The sequence below is a fragment of the Pseudomonas sp. WS 5027 genome, assembly GCF_012985695.1.
In the GTDB taxonomy this organism is placed as follows: Bacteria; Pseudomonadota; Gammaproteobacteria; order Pseudomonadales; family Pseudomonadaceae; genus Aquipseudomonas; species Aquipseudomonas hygromyciniae.
The window spans coordinates 94,699-119,112 of sequence record NZ_JAAQWU010000020.1 but is presented as its reverse complement, the minus strand read 5'-3'; the positions used below and the strand labels follow the sequence as shown (position 1 = coordinate 119,112).

Sequence of the window (24,414 nt, the reverse complement as noted above, 5' to 3'; positions counted from 1 at the left end):
TCCTTATCGGCGCTTAGGGTAGAAAGGGCGGGACGAGAAGTCTCCCACGGTCCGTACTGGCTAGAGTCGGAATCGGGCTTTTAGTCGCCGCCCACCCCTTCAAGTCTAAACATACAAGCGGGCTTGCTCGCGAAAGCGGTCGATCAGCCAATACATTTATCGACTGATACACCGCTTTCGCGAGCAAGCCCGCTCCCACAAGGGTTGTGCGCTGTCAGATGAACTCGTTAGAAACTTCCGACCACAGGCTGACCTTCTGCCCACGATTCTTGAAGAACTCGATCTCGCGCTTGATCCCCGAGCTCAGGTCCCAGCCCGGCAAGTCGAGGATGATCAGTTCTTCCATCATGTCCATGAACAGCGCATCCACCGGCGCCCACAGTTTGCCAATGGTCGCGCTGTCCTTGCCTTCAAACGCCAGGTTGATCGGGTGCGACATCGACACCTGACTGAACACCCCATGGCCCGACTCGATGATGGTGGCCGCCACCTTGTTGCACTGGATAAAGCGCTCATGGGTGACCGATGCATCGGCATGGCTATAGGGGCAGGCCAGAAAGATCTTTCTCATTGTTACCTCAGGGCAAGGCAAGGGCTCGCACCCTTGCGGTGTTTAAACAGTTGGCGTCATGCCGGCTGGGCTGCTGGCACACCCGCTGCGTCGGCCTCTTCGCGCTCGCGCTCCTGAGCTTCGTAACGCTGGGCAGCGGGCACGGAGATCTTGATCGCGATGGCTACCGCAAGCAGGCCGCCAAACAGCTTGGCCAGCAGGATCGGCATGATCAGCGTCGGCTGGAAGTTCGCGGTAAAGGCCAGGTGATCGCCAATGGTGGCCTGCGCACAGACGCCCAGGGCCACGCACAGGACCTTGTCCCGGGCGTTCATCTTCTTGAACAGGTGATAAACCGCGATGATGTTGGCAAACACCATGATGAACGCCGCCGCGCCATCGGCCGACAGCCCGATGTGCCTGCCCAGCACTTGCATGGGTTTCTTGCAGTAGCGATTGAACAGGTAGCAGATCGGGAAAGTACCGGCGAGCATGATGCCGATGTAGCCGGCAATCTCGATGGCCCGGAACAGTTCCTTCTCGTCGGCGAACATCGGGTCGAAGCCCCACACGCCGAAGTTTTTCATGAAGAACCCGGTGAAATGCTCGACGATGGCCAGCGCCAGGACGATCTTGATAAACGCGTCCATCAACTTACCGAACACCAGAAACCCGGCCACCATCCACGACGCCCGATAGCGCAGGCCGGCAGCCAGCAGGAAACAGAACACAAACAATGGCGCCAGCAAGCGCACGCAATCGACAAAGCCCAGGCTCAGGTAATGCAGGGCCGGTGAGGTGGTGGAGACGATGTCGCGCACCGGCAGGTTGAAGGCCGTGATCATCATCAGCGACGCAAGCACCGCAAACGGGATGCTGATCAGCCCGGCCATGGCCCCCAGGGCCAGGTACTTGTGATCCTTGCGCTCGAGCATCATCAGGCCGACCGGAATCAGGTAGACGATGGTCGCACCGGAGGTGTAGCCGACGATCATGGCGGTGATCCACATGTCGCGGTTCGCCGCCAGGGCATCGGCAAGCTGGTAGCCACCCATGTCCACGGCAATGATCGACAGCGCCGCAATAGACACGTCAGAACCCATCGCGCCAAAGTATGGCCCCAGCGCAACCTCGATGAATTTAGACAGGTACGGGATCGCTACCATGATGCCCGCCTGCGCCAGGAACACCGGGCCAATGGAGTGGATGCCGTTGACAAACTCCTTGCCCAGGCCACTGTCGGGCTTGATCACAGACGCAAAGGCGCCCACCACCGCGCCGATCATGATCAGATAAATAACGTAGTTGCCGAATTCCGCCATTGCTTTCGCTCCATCTGTACTGAATCAATTGTTTTTGTAGGAGTACGCCCCAGTTCGGTCGCTCCATTGGCCAAACGCGTTTTACAGCCCCATTTGTGGCGCTTTCACACCCTATAACTAACCACTTCCCATGCCAATCGTGTGTTTCTTGTGGTTTTGCGGGTTAAACACACTGGAATCGGTCAATTCTATTGCGTAATCTCTGGTCACACCTTTCAAGGCAGCGGACTCTATGGCCGTGAACGGCAAACGGCAATACCAAGTTCACACCACCCGCGCCGGCGCTCAGGCGCCCCACCGCGTGCTGCTGCGGCATCATTTGAGTGCCTCGGTAACAGCGCTGCGCTCCTGTGGCGCACTCACGTAGCATCAAGAGGAGATTGCCCATGCGCCCCAATGAAAGACGCCAACATATCCTTGAACTGCTACGCCAGCGTGAACGCATCTCGGTCGACGAGTTGGCGCGCACCCTCGCCACTTCGCAAGAGACCATTCGCCGCGATCTCACGGCCCTGGCCGACGCAGGCCAAGTCACCAAGTTCCATGGCGGTGCCTCGCTCCCCCCCAGCGGCGAACATGAGAACGCTTTCCAGACCCGGATGAACGAATTCTCCCAGGAGAAACGTGCGGTGGCGCGGTTTGCCGCCGGGCTCTATGCGCCGGGCGACAGCCTGCTGATCGATACCGGCACCACCACCCTGTTCTTCGCCCGTGAACTGGCAAAGCTCAACCGCATCACGGTCATTACCAATTCGTTGCTGATCGCCGCCGCCATTGGCGCCAGCGGTAATCGTGTATTCGTGATCGGCGGCGAATACCGCCCCGAATCGGAACAGAATATCGGCGCCCTGGCCATGGAGCAGATCGCGCGCTTCAACGCCGAGCATGCGGTGGTCACCATTGGCGCCCTGAACACCGACGGCGCCTTTGACTTCTCCATCGAAGAAGCGGAAATCACCCGCGCCATGATCGCCCGCACGCGCTACCTCACGGTGATTGCCGATTCCTCGAAGATGGGCAAGCGCGCACTGTTCCAGGTATTCCCACTGGAACGCATCGACCGCCTGATCATCGACCGCAAACCCTTGGGTGAACTGGCCAAGGCCCTGGCCGAGGCCCAGGTTGAAGTACTGGAGGCCCCTGCCCTGACCCGGCCGGAGTGGTAAGCCGTCAGCGCCAGTCGCGGCAACGCGTCACCGCATCGCTGAACGAGGCGCGCCACTGCTGGGCTTGCGCGGCACTGACTTTCGGGTGAAAGGTGGTGCTGGTGTTACGCGGCGGCTTGAGGGCCACGCCCAGGCCTTTGGCTGCCAGCGCTGCGCAGCCGAACGCCGTCAGCTCATCGAAACGCTGGGTGACGATGCAGCGCTGCAAGGCATCGGCGAGGAACTGCGCAAAATATGGGCTGCGCGCCAGGCCGCCATCGATGGACAGGTGATCGGTGACACTGAGAAAACCGTCCATGGCCGTGATCACTTCAACACTGCGCAACGCCACGCCTTCCAGCACGGCCTGGCACATATCCTGGCGCGTGGTGCTGCCATTCATGCCGACCCACAGGGCTGCCGCGCTGCGGTCCCAGTGGGGGCAAGCGAGCCCGGACAACGCCGGCACAAACGCCAGTTGGCGGCCAATGGCCGGTGGCTCGTCAAATGCCGCCAGTTCCGAAAAGTCGCTGAACAAGCCAAGCCGTCCTGCCCACTCCACGGCGGCGCTGGCATCGTAGACGCCACCGTCCATGGCATACGTGGGCTTGCCGTCGATCTGCCAGGCAATGGTGGCCAACAAGCCCTTGTCCGGCGCACGGATGATCTGCTCGCCGGTCAAAGTCAGGGCGAACGCCCCCGTACCGTAGGTGATCTTGGCGTCACCCTCGTTGCGGCAACCATGCCCATACAGTGAGGCTTGCTGGTCGACAATCGAGGCGGTGACTGGCGTAGCGCCAATCTCGCCAAAGTGCCCGACGGTATCGCGGATCTGCGGCAGCGTTTCCATGGGCACGCCAAACAGCTCGCAGAGCTGGCTGTCCCACTGCCCGGTCGAAAGGTTCATCAGCGAAGTGCGCGAGGCGGTCGTGACATCGGTGGCAAAGACCCCGGTCAGGCGGTCGAGAAAGTACGCATCGGTGGTGCCCAGGCGCAGCCGTCCGGCTTTCAAGGCGCTTTGCGCGGCCGGCAGGTTGCGCACGATCCAGGCCAGCTTGCTCGCCGAAAAATACGGATCCAACGGCAAACCCGCACGCTCCAGGGTCAGGGCTTCGCCCCCGTCGCCGCGCAACTGGGCGATCTCGGCCGAGGTGCGATTGTCCTGCCAGACGATCACCGGGGATAACGGCTCGCCGGTCTTGGCATCCCACGCCAGGCAACTTTCACCCTGGTTGGCAATACCGATGGCATCCACCTGGCCGGTGGCCTTCAGGCAACGCTGCAGGTTGTTGAGCAATTCCAATGGATCGTGCTCCACCCAACCGGGGTGGGGATGGTGTTGCTGATGGCGCAACGAGAGCTGGATATCAGCAGACCCATTGTCACTCACCACCAGCACACGGGTGCTGGTGGTGCCTTGATCGAGCGCGGCAATCCGCATGTTAAAGACTCCTCGGCAGGTCTTGTTATGGGCCGACAAAGTCGACTTCGAGTTGCTGTACGCCCTGGGGCAGGTTCAGGCCGGCGATGGGGATCAATATCCGCCGCTCTGGCAACCAACTGCCGGTGCGCGACCAGATTTGCGTACCATCGGCCCGTACCACCAGGCGCCCTTTTACCCCACGGCTGACCCGCAGTTGCAGGTGCTGCATGCCCGCCACAGCGGACGGGCTCAGGCGTTGCGGCACGCAGAGTTTCACGTCGCCCTGGCAGGCAATCTCGATGCTCGGCGCGCCAGTCGGCAATTGCCCCTGCAGGTCGCGGGCGATCATCGTAGCGATCTTATGGCCTTCGCGAAACGACCAACCTGCCGTCTCGACGGGACGCAGCAGATTACCTGCGGCAAAGTAGGCCGGATCGCTGCAGCGCCCGTATTGATCAATGTGCGGGCCACCGCTTTTCGGGTCGAGCCGCAGCTCGCTCAAGCGTACCAGGCTGGATTCGGGGGTGAACTGGCCGGTGAGCAGCACGCCGTCACAGTCGAAGGTGGTGGTCTGCCCGTTGGCCAGACGCACGGTCGCACCCTCCACGCGCCCGGTGCCATGGATCTGCAGCAGTTGCGCGCCGAAATGCACCGGCACCCCGCACAACCGCGGGAACAGCGACAACGGCCAGCGCGCCGTGGCCCGCTGATTGGCCTCGATCATCGCCACCGGCTGGATCCCGGCTCGTCGGCAGCTCATGACCGCCGACAGGCTGACCAACTCGGTACCGACGATCAACGGGCGCTCAAAGGGCTTGAGGTGCTCCAGGTACAGATAGGACTGGAACGCGCCGGTATTGATGACCCCCAGCGGACGATCGCCGCCCAGCAGGCGCGCCGAACGCGGCGTTTCCCGGGCCCCGGTGGCGATCAGCACCCGACGCGCCTGGATAACCCTGGCGCCATCCGGGCTTACCAGTTCCAGGCGCCCGCCCTGGCCCATCTGCGTCACCGAATGCTTGACGCGGATCTGCACCCCCGCCTTCAACGCCTGCGCGACATTTTTGCGCGCATACGCAGGCCCCGTGTAGAGCCTGCCGTATTCACGCAGGCCAAAAGGCGGATGCCCACAATGACGCGGGATGCCGCCAGCCTCAGGCTCACGCTCAAGCACCACGACCTTGTCGACGCCCAGCTTGCGCAAGGTGATCGCCGCCGACAGCCCCGACGGGCCGCCACCGATAATTGCGACATCAACGTTTTCGATTTCAATGGGCGGCATGACAAACACCTGTCGCAAGGGGAATGGCCAAATGGCCAGCGCTCAACTCAGCCACGCGCGCGCCACAATAAAAACCCTGGCAGCGCCCCATGCAGGCTCGCGTGCGGCGCTTCAAACCACCCAGGTCACCGGGCGGCAGCGCGCTGGCCAAGGCATTTTCGATTTCCCGCAGGGTCACCATTTCACAATGGCAGACGATTTCGCCGTAGCCCGGGCTCTGGTAATCGCGCGGCAAATGCTCGGCGAGGTTGGGCAGCTTGGGCCATTGCAGGATTTGCGCAGGCACCGCTGTGTGCTCGCGCTGATAAAGACTGAACACGTGCCGGGCAATGCCCAGCGCCGCCGTCAGGCCGGTGGAGCGGATGCCGCCGACGCTGATCCAGTTCTTACCTTCGACCCGCTGCACTCGGTACTCTTTCTTTTCCGTGGCCGGTCGCAGCGCGGCATACGTGGCGGTGACCGGCATGCCTTCGAGTGCAGGAATCCGCTCGACGGCGGCGTCCACCAGTTGGCGCAGCACATCGCTGTCGAGGCCGGCGTGCACGCGGTCTTCCTGCTCCTCGGCGGTAGGCCCCACCAGCAGATTGCCGTAGACCGTACGGGTCAACACAATGCCCTTGGTACGTTCATTGGGCACCGGCAAGATAATGTTGCCCAGATAGCGCGCGGCGGCCTTGTCGAACACCACGAACTGACCTTTGCGCGGGTGAATGGAGAAGCTCGATGCGCCCAGCAACTGTTGCTCCAGTACATCGCCAAACAACCCGGCGCAGTTGATGATCGTGCGTCCCCGGATAAACCCGTTGGTGGTCTCCAGGGCCCAGAGTTCGCCGTTGAAATAGCCGCCGTTGACCTCGGTATTGAAGCGCACCTGCGCCCCGTGGATCATCGCCTGAAGCAGGTAACCCAGGGGCGCCGACCACGGGTCGATAAGAAACTCACCAGGAACCTCGACCGCCCCCAGGGCGTTATGTGCCAGGTTCGGCTCCAGGGCGCGCACCCGCTCGCGGCCAATCAAGCGGACATCGGCAATCCCATTGGCGTGTGCCTGCTCGACGATGCCTTGCAGCTTGCCCAGGTCTTCCTCGTTCCAGGCCACCACCATCGCACCGGTCTTGAGCAGCGGCAGTGACATCTTCTGGTGGATTTGCAGGTATTCCTGATAACCGTCCTTCATGCACTGCAGCTCCAGGCTGCCGGTCGGCGCATCGAAGCCGGTATGCAAAATCGCGCTATTGCCTTTGCTCGCCCCAGACAAAATGTCCGGGCTCTTTTCCAGCAACAGCACTCGCGCCCCCTCCAGGGTAAAGCGCCGGACCATCGCGCATCCCACAACGCCACCGCCCACAACGATGACGTCGTAGATACCACTCTGATTCGGGAAGGGTTTGGTCATTATCAAGCCTGTAGTGAAGTGAGCGCATGAGTTGCCTAGGGTGGGTGCAGGGCATATGCCACTGACCGAATCTTGGTTGGAATGACCGTTTGACCATGGCCGTTCACTCACTGCTCGGAAACTGTGTCGCAGAAGCAGCGCTTTCCACCCTGCAAAAGCCCAATGTTTATTGCAGATACCTCCTTGAAAAAGACTGACCGGTTGGTTGCGCACAGAGCTGATTCCGTCAAAAAGGCGTTACTGTGGACTCGATCAACAGCCACAAATACGCTACATAACTACACGCAAACTTTTTACATGGTTACCTTTCAACACATCCAAGGCATATTTCAGCCTGTTCCCCTACGGCCATATCGCGCTTAACGACCGTCACCCAGTCATAAAACCAACCAAATTTGACCGATACCAAAAATTAACCACATACACCTCGCTTGTTGACGATGGGGAGCCTTCTTTCTTCGACTCCTTCTATAAAGACGTTGAAGGGACCGGTTCTGAGACCTCTTCCTTACAGCGCTTTGAAAAACAGTCTTTTGGTTAATAAGGGGAGCACCGACCTGTGGCGAGCGGGCTTGCCGGAACGCCGTATTGCCCGCACTGGACTGCGCAGCAGCCCAACGGGGGATCTACCGTTACCGCTTTTTGAGAGAAATCAGAGAAATACATAGCAACAACCTATTGACAGAATGCGGGAATCAATTCGGACAGAACGCTACACACGGTTGATGCCACGGCAGCCACTTCAACCCAGCACAACTCCCGAATCTTCAGGCCGCAGACCTTATGAACAACATTTCCAGCCAGCTCAGCGCCCCCCCTCAACCCTCCTCCATTGGCGACACTCAACAGGCACAATCACTTTCCCGACAAAAGCGTGAGTCGTCCTCCTCGCCAGATTGCGCCGCGAGCTCTCGCGCCGCAGGTGATCGCGCACTGGCAATGGAGTACCACTCGGCACTGCTCAAGCTTGCCAACCGAGAGCGAAATGTCACGATCAACACCGTTGCGCCCGACTCCACCTTCGGCCAGTGGTGGAGCCATTTGCGAGACACCCTCAAATCACCCGAAGTCCGTCAGTGGATGGAAGAACAAGGCGTCAACCCGGGGTCGATCACCCTCAACCTGCAGACCGGTGACATTTCTTTCAAGCGCCAGCGCCATCTCGATCCGGAGCAAAAACAGCACACCGTTGGCCAAAGCGACAGGCACTGGGGCGCGATCAACGGGCCTGTCCTGGAGGCCGCACGCGTCGTCTCAGCCGGCCACGCCGATACGGCATTCACGCCCCCGCAAAGTGACCTCGATGAGCCCGTTGCGCATTGGCGGGTCGGGCGCTTTTACCAGGAGCCGCAGAACCTCACGGGGCCGGCAATGCGTCAGCGCGCGGCACAAATCGACCGGGATCAAAGGTTTGGGAAACTGGATCCGGTGACCTCTGCCGATTTGATTAAATCCCGCAGCGAGGACTCGATCCAGGTCCAGAAAGCGTACTTGGGAGACGTGCATAACCGCAGCCTCGCCGCCGGCCAATTGCGTCAGTTGGCGACCTCGGTAAAAGAGGCCCCGCACGCTGTCGGGCCCATAAAGGATGAATTGCAGAAGATCACCCTCGAGCTGTCATACGACAGCAGCTATCAGCCAGCCAATACCGGCCCTGGGAACAGCATCAGCCTGCTGAAATTTCTGGAGGATCACGGCTGGGATATCCCCACCGACCACGAGCAACTGGAAAACCTCGCAACCGCGCTGTCTACCCCAACCCCCAAGGCCGCCATCCATGGCAACCTGGGTGGCGCACTGGCGTGGCCTGCGCCCCTGGACCCGAGCAACCAGGCCCAACTGGCGGCGGATATAGGCACCGGCAAATTCGGCGCTACGACGCTCACGCCCTTCAAGAGCGTGCTGGACTACCTGCTGAACAGCAGGCCCATTACCCCCGAGGCGCTGCGCAACCCTCGCGCGTTGATCGACAGCCTGGTCAATTCGCCCAGGGGCCAGGAACTGGGGAGTGCCATGGCGTCCCTATTCGAGGCGCGCAACGTCAAAGGCAGTGCCAACGACTGGTTGTTAGCCAGCTTGAATGTGGAAATCGACAACAGCGCTGGCGGCCCCGCAGACCGCCAGGGCCAGGTCGCAGGTTATCGACTGGTCTCGCCCGTCAATACGGGAAAGTCTGCCGCCACGATCACCCGGGAACTCGCCGCTCACCTGCTCGCCACAGGTAAAGCATCGAGCCCAGAGAAGGCCGCGCTCCAGGCGCATCTGCTGTTGGCCAATCAGGCGCCCGAGTTTCTCGTCAAGGACATTCCCAGCCAGGTGGTGGTCGGCACCCACAGCTGGGTCAGTTTCGTCACGGCCACCGCGCGCCTTGAAGCAAAGGCGCCAGGGGTCACGGCCACAATGAGCTACGTGCAGATCATGCTCGAAGCCGGAACCGCACCGATCACCGATCAAGAGCGCCAGGTTGAATATGCGGCGCAGAACGAAGCGATCATGCAATGGGGGGTCGCCAACGGCATGGCTTACCCGCAGACCAAGGCCGCAATCGACAGCGTGCGTGAGGCGTTCACAGCACAAATTCGCGAACTGAGGGAGGCGTCCGAATCCCCCCTCTCAGAGATGCCAACGACCAAAGCCATTGCTCTGGAACAGTTGAAGAAAGCGCTGCCGGACATGGACCCGAAACTGTTCGAAAAAAAATGTATTGAATCCCAGCCGTCGAACATTTTTTTACCGGGGCCTTACTCGATTCTGGACCTGTATATCGATGGACGTGCGCTCCATGGTGCGCCTGACTCGAACAATGGAACGGTAGGGGAAGAAGGGTTTCGCACCACTATCAAGGACATTCTTGGTGAGAAATTCACCTCTGAGCCTAACGGTCAACCAGCAGTGTGGGTTTCCTCATTAGCGGCCATCAACGCCAACGAGATCATGCCCAAACTCAGAGCACTGCCGCGGCCTTTGGAACACTTCCAAAGCTCATTTGACGGATACGCCGCAACCGTCAAAAAGGCTACGTCTGCGCAGCTCAAAATGCTGATTTCGAAACTGCCACTGGAAGACCGCGAAAACCTTGAGTTCGGCAAAATAACCATCCGTAAGGAAATACGCTACGACAGAGACGATCTTCCCATTCGTGTGGCACCGGGCGTGCTGCTGGTCAAGACCGAACGCAACGGCAAAGTCATGACGTATGCAATCGATCGATTGCAAGGCACCGTGACTCGCAAACCGGACCAGCAATACAAGGAATACGAGCCCCGCAGCAGCTTTATGCATTCCTCGCCAGGGAAACGCTTTGATGTGATAAGACCGGCTGGTCAGGCGGGCATCGAGGATGAAAACAAAGCGTCACAAGGCGCACCCAATAGCTTCGCCAGCCCCAGGACCCAATACATTGCAGATGCGCTGATCGCGGATATGGAGCTGCCTGCTGTCGAGCGATACGCACGGGGTGCCACAACCTTTCAGACGGAAGTACCGACCTACAAAGTACTGGAAGAAGTTGCATTGAATCTGATCCCGTTCCGGTCAGCCATCAAGAACTTCATAGACGGAAAAATTGGCGAGGGAATTGTTGACCTGGCCTTTGATATCTTCGGTTTCGCCGTCGGCCTGGGGGCTGCGGCCAAGGGCGCAAAAGCCGTTGCCGTCGGGGCATCGACACTGTCAAAGGTCGGCCAGGTTAGCAAGATCGTCGGTCGGGCTGCGGTGGGTGCACTCAATCCATTGGGCGGCGTTGATGACTTGGCGCGGGGTGTCGTGCACCTGGGTCGTGCCGGGTATAAGGGCGTTAAATCCCTGCGCGGCTCTTACCGCAGCGTCAATCTGCTGGAGCTGGCAAAAAAACCGGACCTGGCCGAAGGCACCTACAAAGCGGCCAATAGCGCCCTTGAAAGTAAAACCCTGGCCAAGTTCGATGAGGCGACGCACCAGTGGTACGCCTTCGACCCCCGCACCCAGCGGGCCTATGGCAAAGCCCTTGATCAGTTTTCCGTAGCGCCACCGACATCAAGTGACCCCAACAGTCTGTCTGCAATCGCCAGCAACGACGGGGTAAAAGCGGCAAGCCAGCAGCACGGCCTGGCGGCAACAGGCACGTTCAAGGTGGGGACAGAGACCGTTGAAGGCCGCGTTGTGATGTTTCAAGGCAACTGGCATCAATACGACCCCCTCAAGAAACGCGCCTTCGGCCCTCCGCTCAAAGATTTCCAGCCTAAACAGGTGGCGGCCAATGGCGAGGTGAGGTCACTCAATTCCGACCTATTGGGCTATGAGGCCAAATACATCGCGCCCGATGAGCTCAAGCCCAAGGGTTTGCAAAGTAATGTCTATGTAGGCCGCAGCAACAAGGAGTATGTGAAAGTTGATGGGGTGCTGTATGAATCGCGCGTGGCGGATGGTCAGCGCGTCATCCGCCACGCAGCAGGCGCAGGCCCGGATATACCGGTGAGGGAACTGGGCGTCGCCGGGTGGGAGCCCCTATCGAGAGGCAACCGTCTGCTTGGCGGTGCGGGAAGTGCACCAACGCCCTGGAGGCTCGCTGACAGTACTTATGTCGTGCCGATGGACGATATCACTGCGAACCAAAACTTAAACGCTCCCTTTACCGTCAATTACAAGGGCGTGGATCATAGCGTTCGCTTCGACAGTTCAGCCGGCGCATGGAAAGCCACCAACGTCTCGACGGGTGTTGATGGGACCAACCCTATGTATTTCTGGCGCAGCGGCAAAGGCAAATGGCAGCGGGGAACATTCAATGAGCTGAAAAAGGCCAAACAAATCGACGCCCATCGATTCCAGTTTGTCGATGTTGCCTCCTCCGCAACCATCGCCGTCCCCAAGGATGCAAGGCCTTTACCCAAAGCGCTGCACTATTTTTGGGCTGGTCAGGAAATCCCCCCTCACCTGGTCGACAAAATGGTTGAAAACGCGCGCAAAGCCTCAGGGTATAAATCCGTCGTACACGTAGATGCCGACAACCCGGCCATTTTTCAAAAAATAAAAAGTGAACTGGAGAACAAAGCCCCCGGCATGACGGTGGCAAACCTCAATGACGACGAGATTTTCAAAGAGTTGAAAAACAGCGAGCTCTACAGCTTTTTCCGCCAGGGCCCAGGCAAAAACCTGGCAGCCGCATCGGATGTCGCCCGCTATCCAATCATGAACAAACACGGCGGGATTTATCTCGATACCGATGACCTCATTCAAGCCAATGTCGGCAATGCGACAGTCATGGCCGGCGCCAATGACTTCCTCCTCAATAAGCCTGTTGTTCATTACGTCAATGACTACAAAACGTTCTACAACACCAGCAACTTTGCAACGCAACCCGGCAATCCAGTAATAAGCGACATAATCACCGAAATGAAGCAACGGTTTAGCAAAAACAAGCCCTATTTCGCTGCCAATCGACCTATCGCCACCCGCCGACCTGATGGATCGATTATCTACACACCGGAATTCAAAGCGTATGAGCGTAAAATTTTTGAGACCGTGGGGCCCAACCTGTTCAACGACACCCTGAAAGCGAAAAGGCCTGATATGTATGATCTGGGCTTCGATGGAATGACCCGGCAAGCCAAAGCTGTCGAAGGAGAACAAGAACTGGTCGCCATCGGACCGGTGGTCAATGTCCTGGACAACGCCCGCAACGCCTACGCAAAAAAGGGGATTGCGCACCCTGACCTTCTGGGCCTACAACTCCTTAGAGCCAAGGAACACTACTTACCGCTTTTTCACACGTTCAACGTCAAGATTGGTGCTGAACACTCGTGGATCGGCGCCTAGGCGCGCCCGTTTCCTGATCCGGCGCAGTCAGTCCCAGTAGTAATGGGCCTGCTGTGGCAAGGGGCTGTTCCCTTGCCACAGCAAGCCGCCTCAATAACCCGCCACCACCCACCGCACCCTCAACAACGCCGCACGCAACGCGCCTTTATCCACCGAGCCCAATGCCAGGCGTATCGCGTGGGGCACATGGTCCGACACCGAAAACGGCTCTGCGGTGGACACCGAGATATTCTCCCGCGCCAACGCCATGGCGATCTGATCGGCCCGCACGTCTTCCCCCAGCGCCAGCCATAAAAAGTACGACGCGGGATGGGCAATGTAATCCAACCCCGCCAACACCTGCGCCGCCATCGCTTGCCGGGCCCGGGCGTCCTGGCGCTTCTGCGCTTCCAGTTGCAACACCGTGCCATCTTCGATCCAGGCCGTAGCAAGGGCGGTCATCACGCCAGGCGCATTCCACACGGTGGCCATGATCGTACGCTCCAGCGCCGGCACCCACGCAAGCGGCGCCACCACAAACCCCACGCGCAGGCCCGTGGCGACGCTCTTGGACAGTCCCCCCACGTAAACCGTGCGCTCCGGCGCCAAGTGCGCCAGCGGTGGCGGCGCGTGTTCGGCGAGGAAGGCGTAGGCGGCGTCTTCGATCAGAATCAGCCCATGCTCGCGGGCGATGCTGACCAGTTGCTCGCGCTGCTCGATCCCCAGCACCCAGCCCAGTGGGTTATGCAGCGTCGGCATGCAGTACAGCGCCCGCACTGGCCGGCGCCGGCACAGCTGCGCCAGCGCCTGCAGATCAGGGCCGCTCGGCGTGATTGGGATCGCGACGATTTCCAGGTGCAAGGTCTCGGCCAGCACCTTGAACCCCGAATAGGTCAGCGCATCCACCGCGATCACGTCTCCCGGCTTGAGCAGCGCCATCATGCTGACCGCCAGCCCGTGTTGCGCACCGCCGACCACCAGCACCTGCTCGGCCGCAACGCTCAGGCCACGCTGCAGCAGATGCCGCGCCATCACCGCCCGCTCATGGACGCGCCCGGCGTGGGGCTGGTAACGCAGCAGCGCCTCCAGGTCGCCGGACAACGCCAACTGGCGCAGGGCCGTGCGCAGCAGGTCGGCCTGGCCGGGCAAGGACGGGTAGTTGAAGTTCAGATCGAGCATGCCCGCCGCCACGGCCATCTGCCCGCTGCCCTGGCCCGGCGCCAGGGCAATTTCGCGCACAAAAGTGCCACGCCCAGTCTCGCCGCTGACCAGGCCCATGGCCTCCAGTTCGCTATACACCCGGCTGGCCGTGACCAGGGCCAGGCCGTGGCTGGCCGCCAATTGGCGGTGGGTGGGCAGGCGCGTGCCGGGCACCAGGGTGCCGGCGCGGATATCCCGGGCAAAGCTATCTACCAACGATTTGTAACGGGCGCGGGGCATGGGCGATGTATCCATGACAATTTTTTGATTGTCGAAATCTTCAGCCCTAGGATGCCCCAAACGCAACCCTCACTTACCGAGCGCCCCCTTCATGGAACAGACTTCCCGGATCATCACCCCCGAACATAGCCGCAGCGCCTGGATCAATGGCTTGATCGGCGTGCTGATTTTCAGCGGTTCGCTGCCCGCCACGCGCGTGGCGGTGCTGGAGTTCGACCCGGTGTTTCTGACCGTGGCCAGGGCGAGCATCGCCGCCGTACTGGGCCTGTGCCTGTTGTGGCTGTTGCGCGAAAGGCGCCCGGTGCGCGAACAGTGGGGGCCGTTGCTGATTGTGTCGCTGGGGGTGGTGATCGGCTTCCCGCTGCTCACCGCACTGGCCTTGCAGTATGTGACCTCGGCCCACTCCATCGTGTTTATCGGCCTGCTGCCCCTGGCCACCGCCGTGTTTGGTGTGCTGCGCGGCGGCGAGCGACCGCGCCCGGTGTTCTGGCTGTTTTCGATCCTCGGCAGCCTGTTGGTAATGGGCTATGCCCTGGCCCAAGGCCTGAGCGCCGCCCCCGCCGGCGACCTGCTGATGCTGCTGGCGGTGCTGGTGTGCGGGCTGGGTTACGCCGAAGGGGCCAAGCTGTCGCGCACCCTCGGCGGCTGGCAGGTGATCTGCTGGGCGCTGGTGATGGCGCTGCCGGTGGTCGCGCCATTGACCTTGCTCCTGGCCCCCGCGTCCTTCGCCGGGATCAGCCTGCCGGCGTGGTTGAGCCTAGGTTACGTGGCGCTGTTCAGCATGTTGATCGGCTTTGTGTTCTGGTACCGCGGGCTGGCCCAGGGCGGTATCGCTGCAGTCGGCCAGTTGCAGTTGCTGCAACCGTTCTTCGGCCTGGCGCTGGCCGCCAGCCTGCTGCATGAACAGGTGAGCCTGGGCATGCTGGCCGTGACCGTCGCGGTGATTGCCTGCGTGGCCGGGGCGAAGAAGTTTGCACGTTAGGGGGGTGCGCCTTTAGGCTCGTGGATTGGCCCCAGAACAATAAGGATCGACGATGCACACCCCTTCCCTGCAAGACACCACCGCGCCAGACGGCGTCTGTTACGGCTGCGGCCCGCGCAATGCCCATGGGCTGCACATCCAGAGCCGCTGGGATGAAGACGGCGTCCACATCGTCGCCGAGCACCTGCCCGAGGCTCAATATTGCGGCTGGCCGGACCTGGTCTACGGTGGCCTGATCGCCATGTTGGTGGATTGCCACTCCAACTGGACGGCCATGGCCTATCACTACCGTGCCGAACAGCGCGAACCGGGTGTACTGCCACGCATCGACTGCGTGACTGGCAACCTGGGCATCAAATTTATCAAGCCGACCCCAATGGGTGTGCCACTGACTTTGCGCGCCAGGGTCGAGGGTGAGGTCGGGCGCAAGAGCCGCGTGGTGTGCGAGGTGTACGCCGATGGTGTGCTAACGGCGATGGGCGATTCGATCTTCGTGCGGGTCGATACCGGGCGCCTGGCGGACACCGCCCATGGCCGGCAAACCTGACAATGGTCTACATTCAACGCCACACGCCGCTATAGGAGCCTGCCGATGCCTCGCCTGACCGCCAAAGACTTCGCCCCTGAACTGCTGGAACTCTACGACGGCTACGCCCACGGCAAGATCAACCGCCGCGAGTTTCTCGACCGCGCGGCCCTGTTCACCTTTGGCGGGCTAACCGCATCGGCGTTGCTGGCCTCGCTGAGCCCCAACTACGCCCTGGCCGAACAGGTGAAGTTCACCGACCCGGACATCGTTGCCGACTACATCACCTACCCCTCGCCCAAGGGTAATGGCCAAGTGCGTGGCTACCTGGTGCGCCCGGCCAAGGTCGAGGGCAAACGGCCGGCGGTGGTGGTGGTTCACGAAAACCGTGGGCTCAACCCCTATATCGAAGACGTCGCCCGACGCCTGGCCAAGGCCGGATTTATTGCCCTGGCCCCCGATGGCCTCAGCTCGGTGGGCGGTTACCCCGGCAATGACGAAAAAGGCGTAGCACTGCAACAGACCGTCGACCCGACCAAGCTGATGAATGACTTCTTCGCCGCCATCGAATGGCTGATGCACCACGACGCCAGCACCGGCAAAGTGGGGATCACCGGCTTCTGCTACGGCGGTGGCGTGACCAATGCGGCGGCAGTGGCCTACCCGGAACTGGGCGCGGCGGTGTCGTTCTACGGACGCCAACCCGACGCCAAGGACGTGCCGAAGATCAAGGCGCCGATCCTGTTGCATTTTGGCGAGCTGGACACGCGGATCAACCAAGGCTGGCCGGCCTATGAAACCGCCTTGAAGGCCGCCGGCACGACCTATGAAGCGTATATCTACAAGGGCGCCAACCACGGCTTCCACAACGACTCGACCCCACGTTACGACGAAGCGGCGGCGAACCTGGCGTGGGAGCGCACGTTGGGGTGGTTCCGCAAGTACCTTGCCTGAGCGCTAATGTCGCCCGCGCTGGGCTGCGAAGCAGCCCCAAAACCTGCACCCTCGGTCTATCTGATACAACTCAGCGGTCTTATTGGGGCTGCTTCGCAGCCCAGCGCGGGCGATGCGGCGTTCCGACAAGCCCGCTCGCCACAAGAAGCCCGCTCGCCACAACCACAACCACAACAAGGCAGCTCAAGCCAGCTCAATCGCCGTCACCTCCTCCAACCATTGCCTGAACGCCAGCATGGCCGGGGTTTCCGCCCGCGATTGCAAGCGCGTCAGCCAATAGCTACCCGTGGTGATTCCCACGTCGAACGGCTGACGGATCACGTCCTGGGCCAACTGGCGCGAGAACATCATTGCCGGCGCCAGGGCCACGCCACTGCCCTGTAACGCCGCTTCCATCATCGCCAGGGACGAGTCGAACACGATGCTGCGCGGCACCAGGGTGTCGGCGGGCAAACCGGCGGCCTGGAACCAGAGGCTCCACTCATCCGCCCGATACGAGCGCAACAACGTGTGCTTGAGCACATCGCCCGGGCCGTGCAACTGGCGGGCAATCGCCGGTACGCACAATACCGTCAGCGGCGCCGCCAGCAACTCACAGGCGTGGGTGCCATGCCACGCGCCGGCGCCAAAGCGGATTGCATAATCCAGACCTTCGGCTGCCACATCCACGCGGTTGTTATGGGTCGACAGGCGCAGATCGATAAACGGGTAGCGCGCCTGGAAATCCGCCAGGCGCGGCAGCAGCCAGCCCACCGCGAACGTGCCCACCGCGCCCACCGTCAGCACTTCGCGGTAGTGCCCGGCCTGGAACTGGCCCAGGGTCTGGGCAATACGGTCGAAAGACTCACGCAATACCGGTAATAGCGTCTCCCCTTCGCGGGTGAGCATCAGGCCACGGGGCAGGCGCTTGAACAGGGTGACATTGAGTTGTGCCTCCAGGCTCTTGACCTGATGACTGACCGCCGCCTGGGTCACGCACAGCTCGATGGCCGCCCGGGTAAAGCTCAAATGCCTGGCGGAGGCTTCAAACGCACGCAGTGCGTTAAGGGGCAGATGGGAACGCAACATGGTTTAAGCCCAAATTTTTCTAATGACTGGTGCGAGATATCATCGGTTGTCCAGGGCCGGAAAACTGCCTATCTTGGCCACGCCTGCGCAGGCCGTGATACATCCGATCATCCTCATGGAAGCGACCTCATCATGTACCAACACGTGCGTAACGTCACGATTCTCAGCCTATTGCTCGGCGCCGGCAACTGCATGGCCGCCGCCGACCTGCGCCAGGTGGTGGACGCCACCGTCAAGCCCCTGATGCAGCAACAGGCAATTCCCGGGCTGGCCGTCGCCATCGTGCAGGACGGCAAGGCCCGATACTTTAACTACGGCATCGCCGCCAAAGACAGCCAGCAGCCCGTCAGCGAAAACACCCTGTTCGAGATCGGCTCGGTGAGCAAGACCTTCGCCGCCACCCTGGCCGGCTATGCCCAGGCCACCGGCAAGCTGAAGCTCTCTGCCCCCGCCAGCGACTATTTGCCGGCCTTGCGCGGCAGCCTGTTCGACCACATCAGCGTGCTCCACCTGGGCACCTACACCGCAGGCGGGCTGCCGTTGCAGTTCCCCAACGAGGCGGACAATGCACAGCAGATGATCGGCTACTTCCAGCACTGGAAAGCCGCTTTCGCCCCCGGCACCCAGCGCCAGTATTCCAATCCCAGTCTGGGCCTGTTCGGCTATCTGGCGGCGCAAAGCCTGCAGCAACCTTTCGACGTGGCGATGGAAAAGACTCTGCTGCCCAAGCTTGGGCTCAAACACACCTATCTCACGGTGCCCAAGGCACAAATGGGCCTGTACGCCCAGGGTTATGACAAGGCCGGCAAGCCGCTGCGCGTCAGCCCAGGCGCACTGGACAGCGAAGCCTACGGCGTGAAAACCAGCCCTGCCGACCTGGCTCGCTACATGGCGCTGAACATGAACCCGACTTCGCTGGAGCAGCCGCTACAACAGGCGATTGCCGCCACGCACACGGGTTATTACACCGTGGGCAACACTACCCAGGGGCTCGGCTGGGAGATGTACCCTTACCCCCTGAGTGTCGACGAACTGCTAGCTGGCAACTCAACGCCCATGGCCATGGAACCGCACCCGGTCAAGTGGCTGACACCGGCACAGCCACTGCGCGCCAATACCCTGGTGAACAAGACCGGCTCGACCGGTGGTTTTGGTGCCTATATCGCTTATGTGCCGAGCAGAGGCATCGGTGTAGTGATCATGGCGAACAAGAACTACCCCAATGCCGAACGGGTGAAAGCGGCCCACGCGATCTTGCGGGCCATGGAGCAATGACCCCATAGCACCGCGCTTGCTTGTGGCTAGGGGGCTGGCTATGGATAGCTTTCTGTGGCGAGGGGGCTTGTCCCCCGCTGGGCTGCGCAGCAGCCCCAACAAGATCGCTGAGTTGTATCAGAGAGACCGAGGGTGCAGGGTTCGGGGCTGCTTCGCAGCCCAGCGCGGGGCAAGCCCGCTCGCCACAAGCAAGCCCCCTCGCCACAACAAGCCCCCTATCCATAGCCAGCCCTCTAGCCACAGGGGTATCAGGTCGCTCCAGTCGCCAGGCCTTTACCGGCCCGTTCCAGATTGCGCCATAACCAGGGCGGCAACACGTCCGGGTCGAGGCTGTCGATCAGGTTTTTCAGGCCCAACCCCAACTCCGTATCCCCCTCGATCACCAACCGCCGGCGGAAGAACAAGGTGTCCGGATCTTCCTGGCGGCTGGCCAATAACAGGAACTCGCGCCAGTTGCCGCTGATGGTCACCTGGGCCTCGGCCCGTTCGGCGATGCGCAGCCCGTCGCGGCCCAGGGTCAGGTACCAGCGCAAGCCCAGGTCGGGAATGCGCAGGCACATCCAGCGCCCACGCAGCAGTTCAAAACCGCCATCGCGCAAGGGCTCGGCCAGACAGCGATTCAATGCCTGTTGCAGCGCCAGCCGTTGCACCACAAACGGCACCTTGCGCATCAGCGGTAATAAGCGGTCGGCGCCCTTGAGCAGCCATTGCTTGCGATTCAGCACAGCCCCACCTCCTCGACCCGCAACATCCCGGCCTGACCATGCCAGTAGCCATTGCAGCCTTCGACAAATACCGGCGGCGTGGCGCCCTGGCGCACCCGATCAAAAGCTTCGACGATGCCCACCATGCCCTGCGCCCTTGGGCTCAGGCGCAGCAGGTCGGCGCCGCAACTCACAAGCCCCGGATAGTCGGCCAGCAGGTTGGTGACATCCGCCGACATGGTCTGGATGCCATTCAACGTAAACAGCGCCTGCCCTTCCTGGCTGGTCAAGGCCATGCCATCGGGGTAGTTCAGGCAGCAGAACTGGCAGTCATCCTTGGGCCGGTTCTCCGCTCGGGCAGTGAAGCAGCGCGCCGAGTAGGCCAGGGGCAAGTGCCCATAGGCAAAGACTTCCACCTCCGGCAACGGCCGACCCAATTCACGCACCTGCTCCAACACATCACCAATCAGCGCGGCCGAGCACTCCACCGGCGGCACCCAGCGCATCATCCCGGCATCCAGCAGTTGCACCAGGGCATGGCCGTTATACAAATTCAACGCCGGCCCACCGACAAAGGGCAGCTTGCGCTCGGCAAGCAGTTGCACGGCGCCCATGTCATTGGCCTCGACCAGCACCTGGCCGTTGTCACACAGGCGGCGCAGGCTCGACAGCTCCGATGCGGCCTCGATCAGGGTCAGGCTCGACAGCACGATTTGCGCGTGGCCCGCCGCCTGCAATTCGCGGCCCAGGCCCAACCATTGATCAAGGTTGAACGCGCGACGCTTGGAGCACACGGTTTCCCCCAGGTAGATCACATCCAGCGGCAAGCTGGCCATCTCGGAGTAGAACTGCCCCAGTTGTTGCTTATCCCAATAAAACAGCACCGGTCCCAGGCTGAGTTTCATGTGCGGTTCCTCATTGCCACGAACGATGGTAGGCGCCCAGGGTGGTCTGGCTGCCTTCGGATAGACCGGCCAGCACGCTGCGCCACTGGTCCTTGACCACAAAGCGTTCCGGCGCACTGCGGTGGGCGTCCAGCGCGGCGCGCCAGACCCCGGTGACTTGCTCGACATACGCCGGGCTGCGCTGGCGGCCTTCGATTTTTACCGCTTCCACGCCCATGGCGATCAACTCGGGGATCAGGTCCAGGGTATCTAGGCTGGTGGGTTCTTCGAGGGCGTGGAAGCGTTTGCCATCGACCATGAAACGGCCCTTGCACAGGGTCGGATAGCCCGCCGGTTCGTCCGGGGTATAGCGGTCGATCAACACTTCGCTCAGGCGTGCGCTCAGGCCATCGGCGTCTTCGCTCCAGCGCACCGCCTTGGCCGGCGAGCACACGCCGCACAGGTTCGGTGATTCGCCGGTAATGTACGAAGACAGATGGCAACGGCCTTCAGCCATGATGCACAGGCTGCCGAAACCGAAGACCTCAATGGGCACCGAACTGCTGGCGGCCACGTGTTTGACCTGGGCCAGCGACAGCACTCGGGGCAGCACCGCACGGCGGATGCCGTAGCGCTCGGCGTAGAACTGCAACGCTGCCGCATGGGTCGCCGAACCCTGTACCGAGAGGTGCAAGGCCATCTGCGGATGACGGCTGCTGGCGTACTGCAGCACGCCCGGGTCACCGGCAATCAGCGCATCCACGCCATGGTCGGCGGCGCGATCCACTGCCCGTTGCCAGCGCTCCCAGCCTTTGGGCTGCGGGTAGGTGTTGACCGCCACATACAGCTTGCGCTGGTGCTGGCGGATATGGGCGACGGCGCCGTCGAACTGTTTGTCGTCCATGTTCAACCCGGCAAAATGCCGGGCGTTGGTGTCATCGCGAAACCCCACATACACCGCATCGGCACCTTGGCGCACGGCGGCTTTAAGCGCAGGCAGGTTCCCTGCCGGGCAGACCAGTTGCATGGTTGATCCTCATCAGAAAATACATCACCAACACCACATTGATTACCGCCGACAGTTACTGCATCAGTTCGGCAAAAGACACGAACCGCACCAGGCCGCCCTTCTCCACCAACTGTTCGCGCTCCACAATCGCCAAACCATCGGCCCAGCACGCCGCGCTCAACATTGCCGAGCTTTGCCGTGGGTGCAGGGTGACGCACGCCTGGCCATCGATGCCCGGCGCCAGGCGTGCGCGCAGGTATTGGCGACGGCGGTTGCGCTGGGTCCAGGTAAAATCGGCGGGCAGCAACATCGGCACCGACGTGACCTCAGTCACACCCTGGGCGCGCAACAGAAACGGGCGCACCACCACCAACGCGGTAATCAGCGCCGCCGAAGGGTTGCCGGGCAAGCCGATCCACGGTTTGCCCGCCACGTCACCAAATGCCAGGGGTTTGCCCGGCTGGATCGCTAAACGCCAGAAATCCACGCGGCCCAGTTCCTTGATGGCTTGCTTGAGATGATCTTCCTCGCCCACCGACACTCCGCCAGAGGTCAGCAGCAGGTCACATTCCGAAGAGGCCAAGGTCAACGCATCGCGGCTGACGGCCAGTTCGTCGGCCATCACCCCATAGTCATGCACTTCCACCCCCCAGCCTTGCAGCAGTGCTGCCAGGCAGTGGCGATTGCTGTTGTAGATCTGCCCCGGCGCCAGGTGATCACCGGGCTCGCGCAGTTCGTCGCCACTGCTCAACAGGCACACCCGCAGCGGTCGGTAGACCTTGACCTGAGCCAGCCCGGCCGCCGCGAGCAAGCCCAACTCCTGGGCGCGCAAGCGCTTGCCGGCCGGCAGCAGCAAGGCGCCTTGGGTCACTTCTTCACCCTGCTTGCGCACGTGTTCGCCGGTGCGCATGGGTGGGCACCAGATACGCTGGCCATAGACCCGGCAACGCTCCTGGGGCACCACGGTGTCGGCCCCGGACGGCAAGGGAGCACCGGTAAAAATGCGCATGGTCTGCCCGCTGCTCAACGCCGTCGCGGCGCCGTCGCCAGCAGCGATGCGCCCGGCCAGACGCAGGTAGCCGCCCTCGGCCGGCAAGTCCGCGGCACACAGCGCGTAGCCATCCATGGCGCTGTTGTCCCAGGCCGGCAGGTTGACCGGGGAAAAAATATCGCCGGCCAGCACCCGACCCAAAGCCTGGCCGGTTTTCACCTGCTGGGTCGACGGGGGTGGGGGTGCCTGGGCCAGCAGGCGCTCGATGGCCTCGTCCACCGGGATCAATTCGCCGCTTTCACACACCGATAGGCTCATGACCGCGCCTCGCAGGGTGCTAGCGCTTGCGCAGCCTGGGGCTTGAGGTGCGGGGCGAAATTGCACGGCCCGGTGCGGCTGTCCAGTTGCCCCAGCAGAATCTTGTCCCAGCCGGTGCGGCACGCGCCAGGAGAGCCGGGCATGCAGCACACCAGCACGCCGTTGCTCATGCCGGCCAGGGCGCGTGATTGCAGGGTCGACATGCCGATCTCTGGCACGGAGACCTGGCGAAACAGCTCGCCAAAGCCTTCGACATGTTTGTCCAGCAACGGCAGTACCGCTTGTGGGGTGTTGTCCCGCGCAGTGAAGCCGGTGCCGCCGGTGGTGAGGATTACCTGCACCTGTGGGTCGGCGATCCACTGCGAAATGCGTGCGCGGATCTGGTAGATGTCGTCCACCACCAGGGCCCGGTCGATCAGTTCGTGCCCGGCCGCTTGCACGCGGTCGCACAGGGTTTGCCCGGAGGTGTCGTTGTCAAAGTTGCGTGTGTCGCTGATGGTCAGGACGGCGATATTCAGTGAGACAAAATTGCGTTGAGTCAGGTGTGCCATGGTGAAAATCCCGGGATAAATGAGCAATGGCCCAAGCCTGCACCGCAAAGGCCGGCGGGCCTATTCCTCCGAGGAGGTACCTCTAGGCGGATTCAGGGGGCCAGGCGGCTGCGTTGCCAGGTGCCGGCGTGGCGGCGGTAATCGAGGCGGTCGTGCAGGCGGTCGGGGCGGCCTTGCCAGAACTCCACGCGCTCGGGTTGCAGGCAATAGCCACCCCACTCCTCCGGGCGCGCCGGTTGTTGGCCGGCAAAGCGCTGGGTGACGTCGCGCAGGCGCCCCTCCAGTTCGGCGCGATGGGTCAGAGGCTGGCTTTGCGGCGACGCCCAGGCGCCGATCTGGCTGGCCAGCGGCCGCGAGTGGAAGTAATCGTCGGACAGCTGCGGCGCCAGGCGCGTGACGGCGCCTTCAATGCGTACCTGACGCTCCAGGCCCGGCCAGAAAAAGGTCATGGCCGCGCTGGGATTGCTCGCCAGTTCCTGGCCTTTGGCGCTCTGGTAGTGGCCGAAAAAGGTGAAGCCCTCGGCACTGAAGCCCTTGAGCAAGAGAATCCGGCAATGGGCACGGCCCTGGGCATCGACCGTGGCCAGGGCCATGCTGTTGGCCTCCACCGGTGCCACTTCGGTCTTGCGTGCCTGCTCCAGCCACTGGCCGAACAACACGAGGGGATCGTCCTGTACCAGGTCATCCCGCAAACCGTACAGGGTGTAGTTGCGGCGCATCTGCGCCAGGGAAAGGGGCATGGGGCGAACCTCCGGTCAGTTCGCCACAGTCTGATCAGCCGACGCGCCCGGCACCTTGACCGCGGTCAACTGCGCACCGCGG

19 protein-coding genes are annotated in these 24,414 nt (G+C 61.8%); 6 read left to right on the top strand and 13 right to left on the bottom strand.

The genetic code is table 11. The features are described 5' to 3' along the window. Positions 1-214 precede the first annotated feature (214 nt). Positions 215-571, bottom strand: coding sequence for a DUF1937 family protein (locus tag HBO09_RS22615; RefSeq protein WP_169999434.1), 357 nt, complete (start codon positions 569-571; stop codon positions 215-217). Positions 572-627: 56 nt separating this feature from the next. Next, entirely contained in the window at positions 628-1,872 is a 1,245-nt protein-coding gene (eutH, locus tag HBO09_RS22610; protein WP_169999433.1) for an ethanolamine utilization protein EutH, read from the bottom strand. A gap of 386 nt (positions 1,873-2,258) precedes the next feature. Between eutH and HBO09_RS22605 the strand changes: the two genes are divergently transcribed. Beyond that, positions 2,259-3,038: a DeoR/GlpR family DNA-binding transcription regulator gene (locus HBO09_RS22605; RefSeq protein WP_169999432.1), complete on the top strand. Its 780-nt coding sequence runs from the start codon at positions 2,259-2,261 to the stop codon at positions 3,036-3,038. 4 nt (positions 3,039-3,042) lie between these two features. Here the strand turns inward: HBO09_RS22605 and HBO09_RS22600 are convergent, their stop codons facing one another. The 3 genes from HBO09_RS22600 to HBO09_RS22590 are packed head-to-tail and all read right to left on the bottom strand — an operon-like array spanning position 3,043 to position 7,118. Continuing rightward, positions 3,043-4,458, bottom strand: a complete 1,416-nt coding sequence (locus tag HBO09_RS22600; protein WP_169999431.1) for a glycerol kinase — start codon at positions 4,456-4,458, stop codon at positions 3,043-3,045. A gap of 25 nt (positions 4,459-4,483) precedes the next feature. Further along, entirely contained in the window at positions 4,484-5,713 is a 1,230-nt protein-coding gene (locus tag HBO09_RS22595; protein ID WP_346266440.1) for an FAD-dependent oxidoreductase, read from the bottom strand. Next, entirely contained in the window at positions 5,709-7,118 is a 1,410-nt protein-coding gene (locus tag HBO09_RS22590; protein ID WP_169999429.1) for an NAD(P)/FAD-dependent oxidoreductase, read from the bottom strand. The genes HBO09_RS22595 and HBO09_RS22590 overlap by 5 nt, the downstream gene beginning before the upstream one ends. Positions 7,119-7,901: 783 nt before the next feature. Here HBO09_RS22590 and HBO09_RS22585 point away from each other — a divergent pair. Then, positions 7,902-12,911, top strand: a complete 5,010-nt coding sequence (locus HBO09_RS22585; protein ID WP_169999428.1) for a glycosyltransferase — start codon at positions 7,902-7,904, stop codon at positions 12,909-12,911. 90 nt (positions 12,912-13,001) lie between these two features. Here the strand turns inward: HBO09_RS22585 and HBO09_RS22580 are convergent, their stop codons facing one another. Then, positions 13,002-14,330 carry a PLP-dependent aminotransferase family protein gene (locus HBO09_RS22580; protein ID WP_169999427.1) on the bottom strand — a complete coding sequence of 443 codons (1,329 nt, stop codon included), beginning with the start codon at positions 14,328-14,330 and terminating at the stop codon, positions 13,002-13,004. Positions 14,331-14,421: 91 nt separating this feature from the next. Here HBO09_RS22580 and HBO09_RS22575 point away from each other — a divergent pair, with 91 nt between their 5' ends. Genes HBO09_RS22575 through yghX form a run of 3 tightly spaced genes read left to right on the top strand, consistent with a single transcriptional unit; the run spans position 14,422 to position 16,792 of the window. Then, positions 14,422-15,312 carry a DMT family transporter gene (locus HBO09_RS22575; protein ID WP_169999426.1) on the top strand — a complete coding sequence of 297 codons (891 nt, stop codon included), beginning with the start codon at positions 14,422-14,424 and terminating at the stop codon, positions 15,310-15,312. 52 nt (positions 15,313-15,364) lie between these two features. Beyond that, complete coding sequence (locus HBO09_RS22570; RefSeq protein ID WP_169999425.1) at positions 15,365-15,859, top strand: PaaI family thioesterase; 495 nt, start codon at positions 15,365-15,367, stop codon at positions 15,857-15,859. A gap of 45 nt (positions 15,860-15,904) precedes the next feature. Next, positions 15,905-16,792, top strand: a complete 888-nt coding sequence (yghX, locus tag HBO09_RS22565; protein ID WP_169999424.1) for a YghX family hydrolase — start codon at positions 15,905-15,907, stop codon at positions 16,790-16,792. A gap of 183 nt (positions 16,793-16,975) precedes the next feature. Here yghX and HBO09_RS22560 read toward each other — a convergent pair whose 3' ends face one another. Next, positions 16,976-17,860: a LysR family transcriptional regulator gene (locus tag HBO09_RS22560; RefSeq protein ID WP_169999423.1), complete on the bottom strand. Its 885-nt coding sequence runs from the start codon at positions 17,858-17,860 to the stop codon at positions 16,976-16,978. 132 nt (positions 17,861-17,992) lie between these two features. Between HBO09_RS22560 and ampC the strand changes: the two genes are divergently transcribed. Then, positions 17,993-19,135 (top strand): class C beta-lactamase, encoded by a 1,143-nt coding sequence (ampC, locus tag HBO09_RS22555; RefSeq protein ID WP_169999422.1) that lies wholly within the window; start codon positions 17,993-17,995, stop codon positions 19,133-19,135. Positions 19,136-19,383: 248 nt separating this feature from the next. On the opposite strand, the gene HBO09_RS22550 is transcribed toward ampC, so the two are convergent. The 6 genes from HBO09_RS22550 to pdxH all read right to left on the bottom strand — a co-directional run bounded on the left by HBO09_RS22550 (position 19,384) and on the right by pdxH (position 24,332). After that, positions 19,384-19,860 (bottom strand): SCP2 sterol-binding domain-containing protein, encoded by a 477-nt coding sequence (locus HBO09_RS22550; RefSeq protein WP_070996332.1) that lies wholly within the window; start codon positions 19,858-19,860, stop codon positions 19,384-19,386. Then, entirely contained in the window at positions 19,854-20,744 is an 891-nt protein-coding gene (locus HBO09_RS22545; protein ID WP_169999421.1) for a U32 family peptidase, read from the bottom strand. The genes HBO09_RS22550 and HBO09_RS22545 overlap by 7 nt, the downstream gene beginning before the upstream one ends. A 10-nt stretch (positions 20,745-20,754) precedes the next feature. After that, complete coding sequence (locus tag HBO09_RS22540) at positions 20,755-21,750, bottom strand: peptidase U32 family protein (protein ID WP_029294516.1); 996 nt, start codon at positions 21,748-21,750, stop codon at positions 20,755-20,757. Between the two features lie 55 nt (positions 21,751-21,805). After that, entirely contained in the window at positions 21,806-23,041 is a 1,236-nt protein-coding gene (gene glp, locus HBO09_RS22535) for a gephyrin-like molybdotransferase Glp (RefSeq protein WP_169999420.1), read from the bottom strand. Then, positions 23,038-23,592 carry a molybdenum cofactor biosynthesis protein B gene (gene moaB, locus HBO09_RS22530; RefSeq protein WP_169999419.1) on the bottom strand — a complete coding sequence of 185 codons (555 nt, stop codon included), beginning with the start codon at positions 23,590-23,592 and terminating at the stop codon, positions 23,038-23,040. Before moaB ends, glp begins: the two co-directional genes overlap by 4 nt. Positions 23,593-23,684: 92 nt before the next feature. After that, complete coding sequence (pdxH, locus tag HBO09_RS22525; RefSeq protein WP_169999418.1) at positions 23,685-24,332, bottom strand: pyridoxamine 5'-phosphate oxidase; 648 nt, start codon at positions 24,330-24,332, stop codon at positions 23,685-23,687. Positions 24,333-24,414 lie beyond the last annotated feature (82 nt).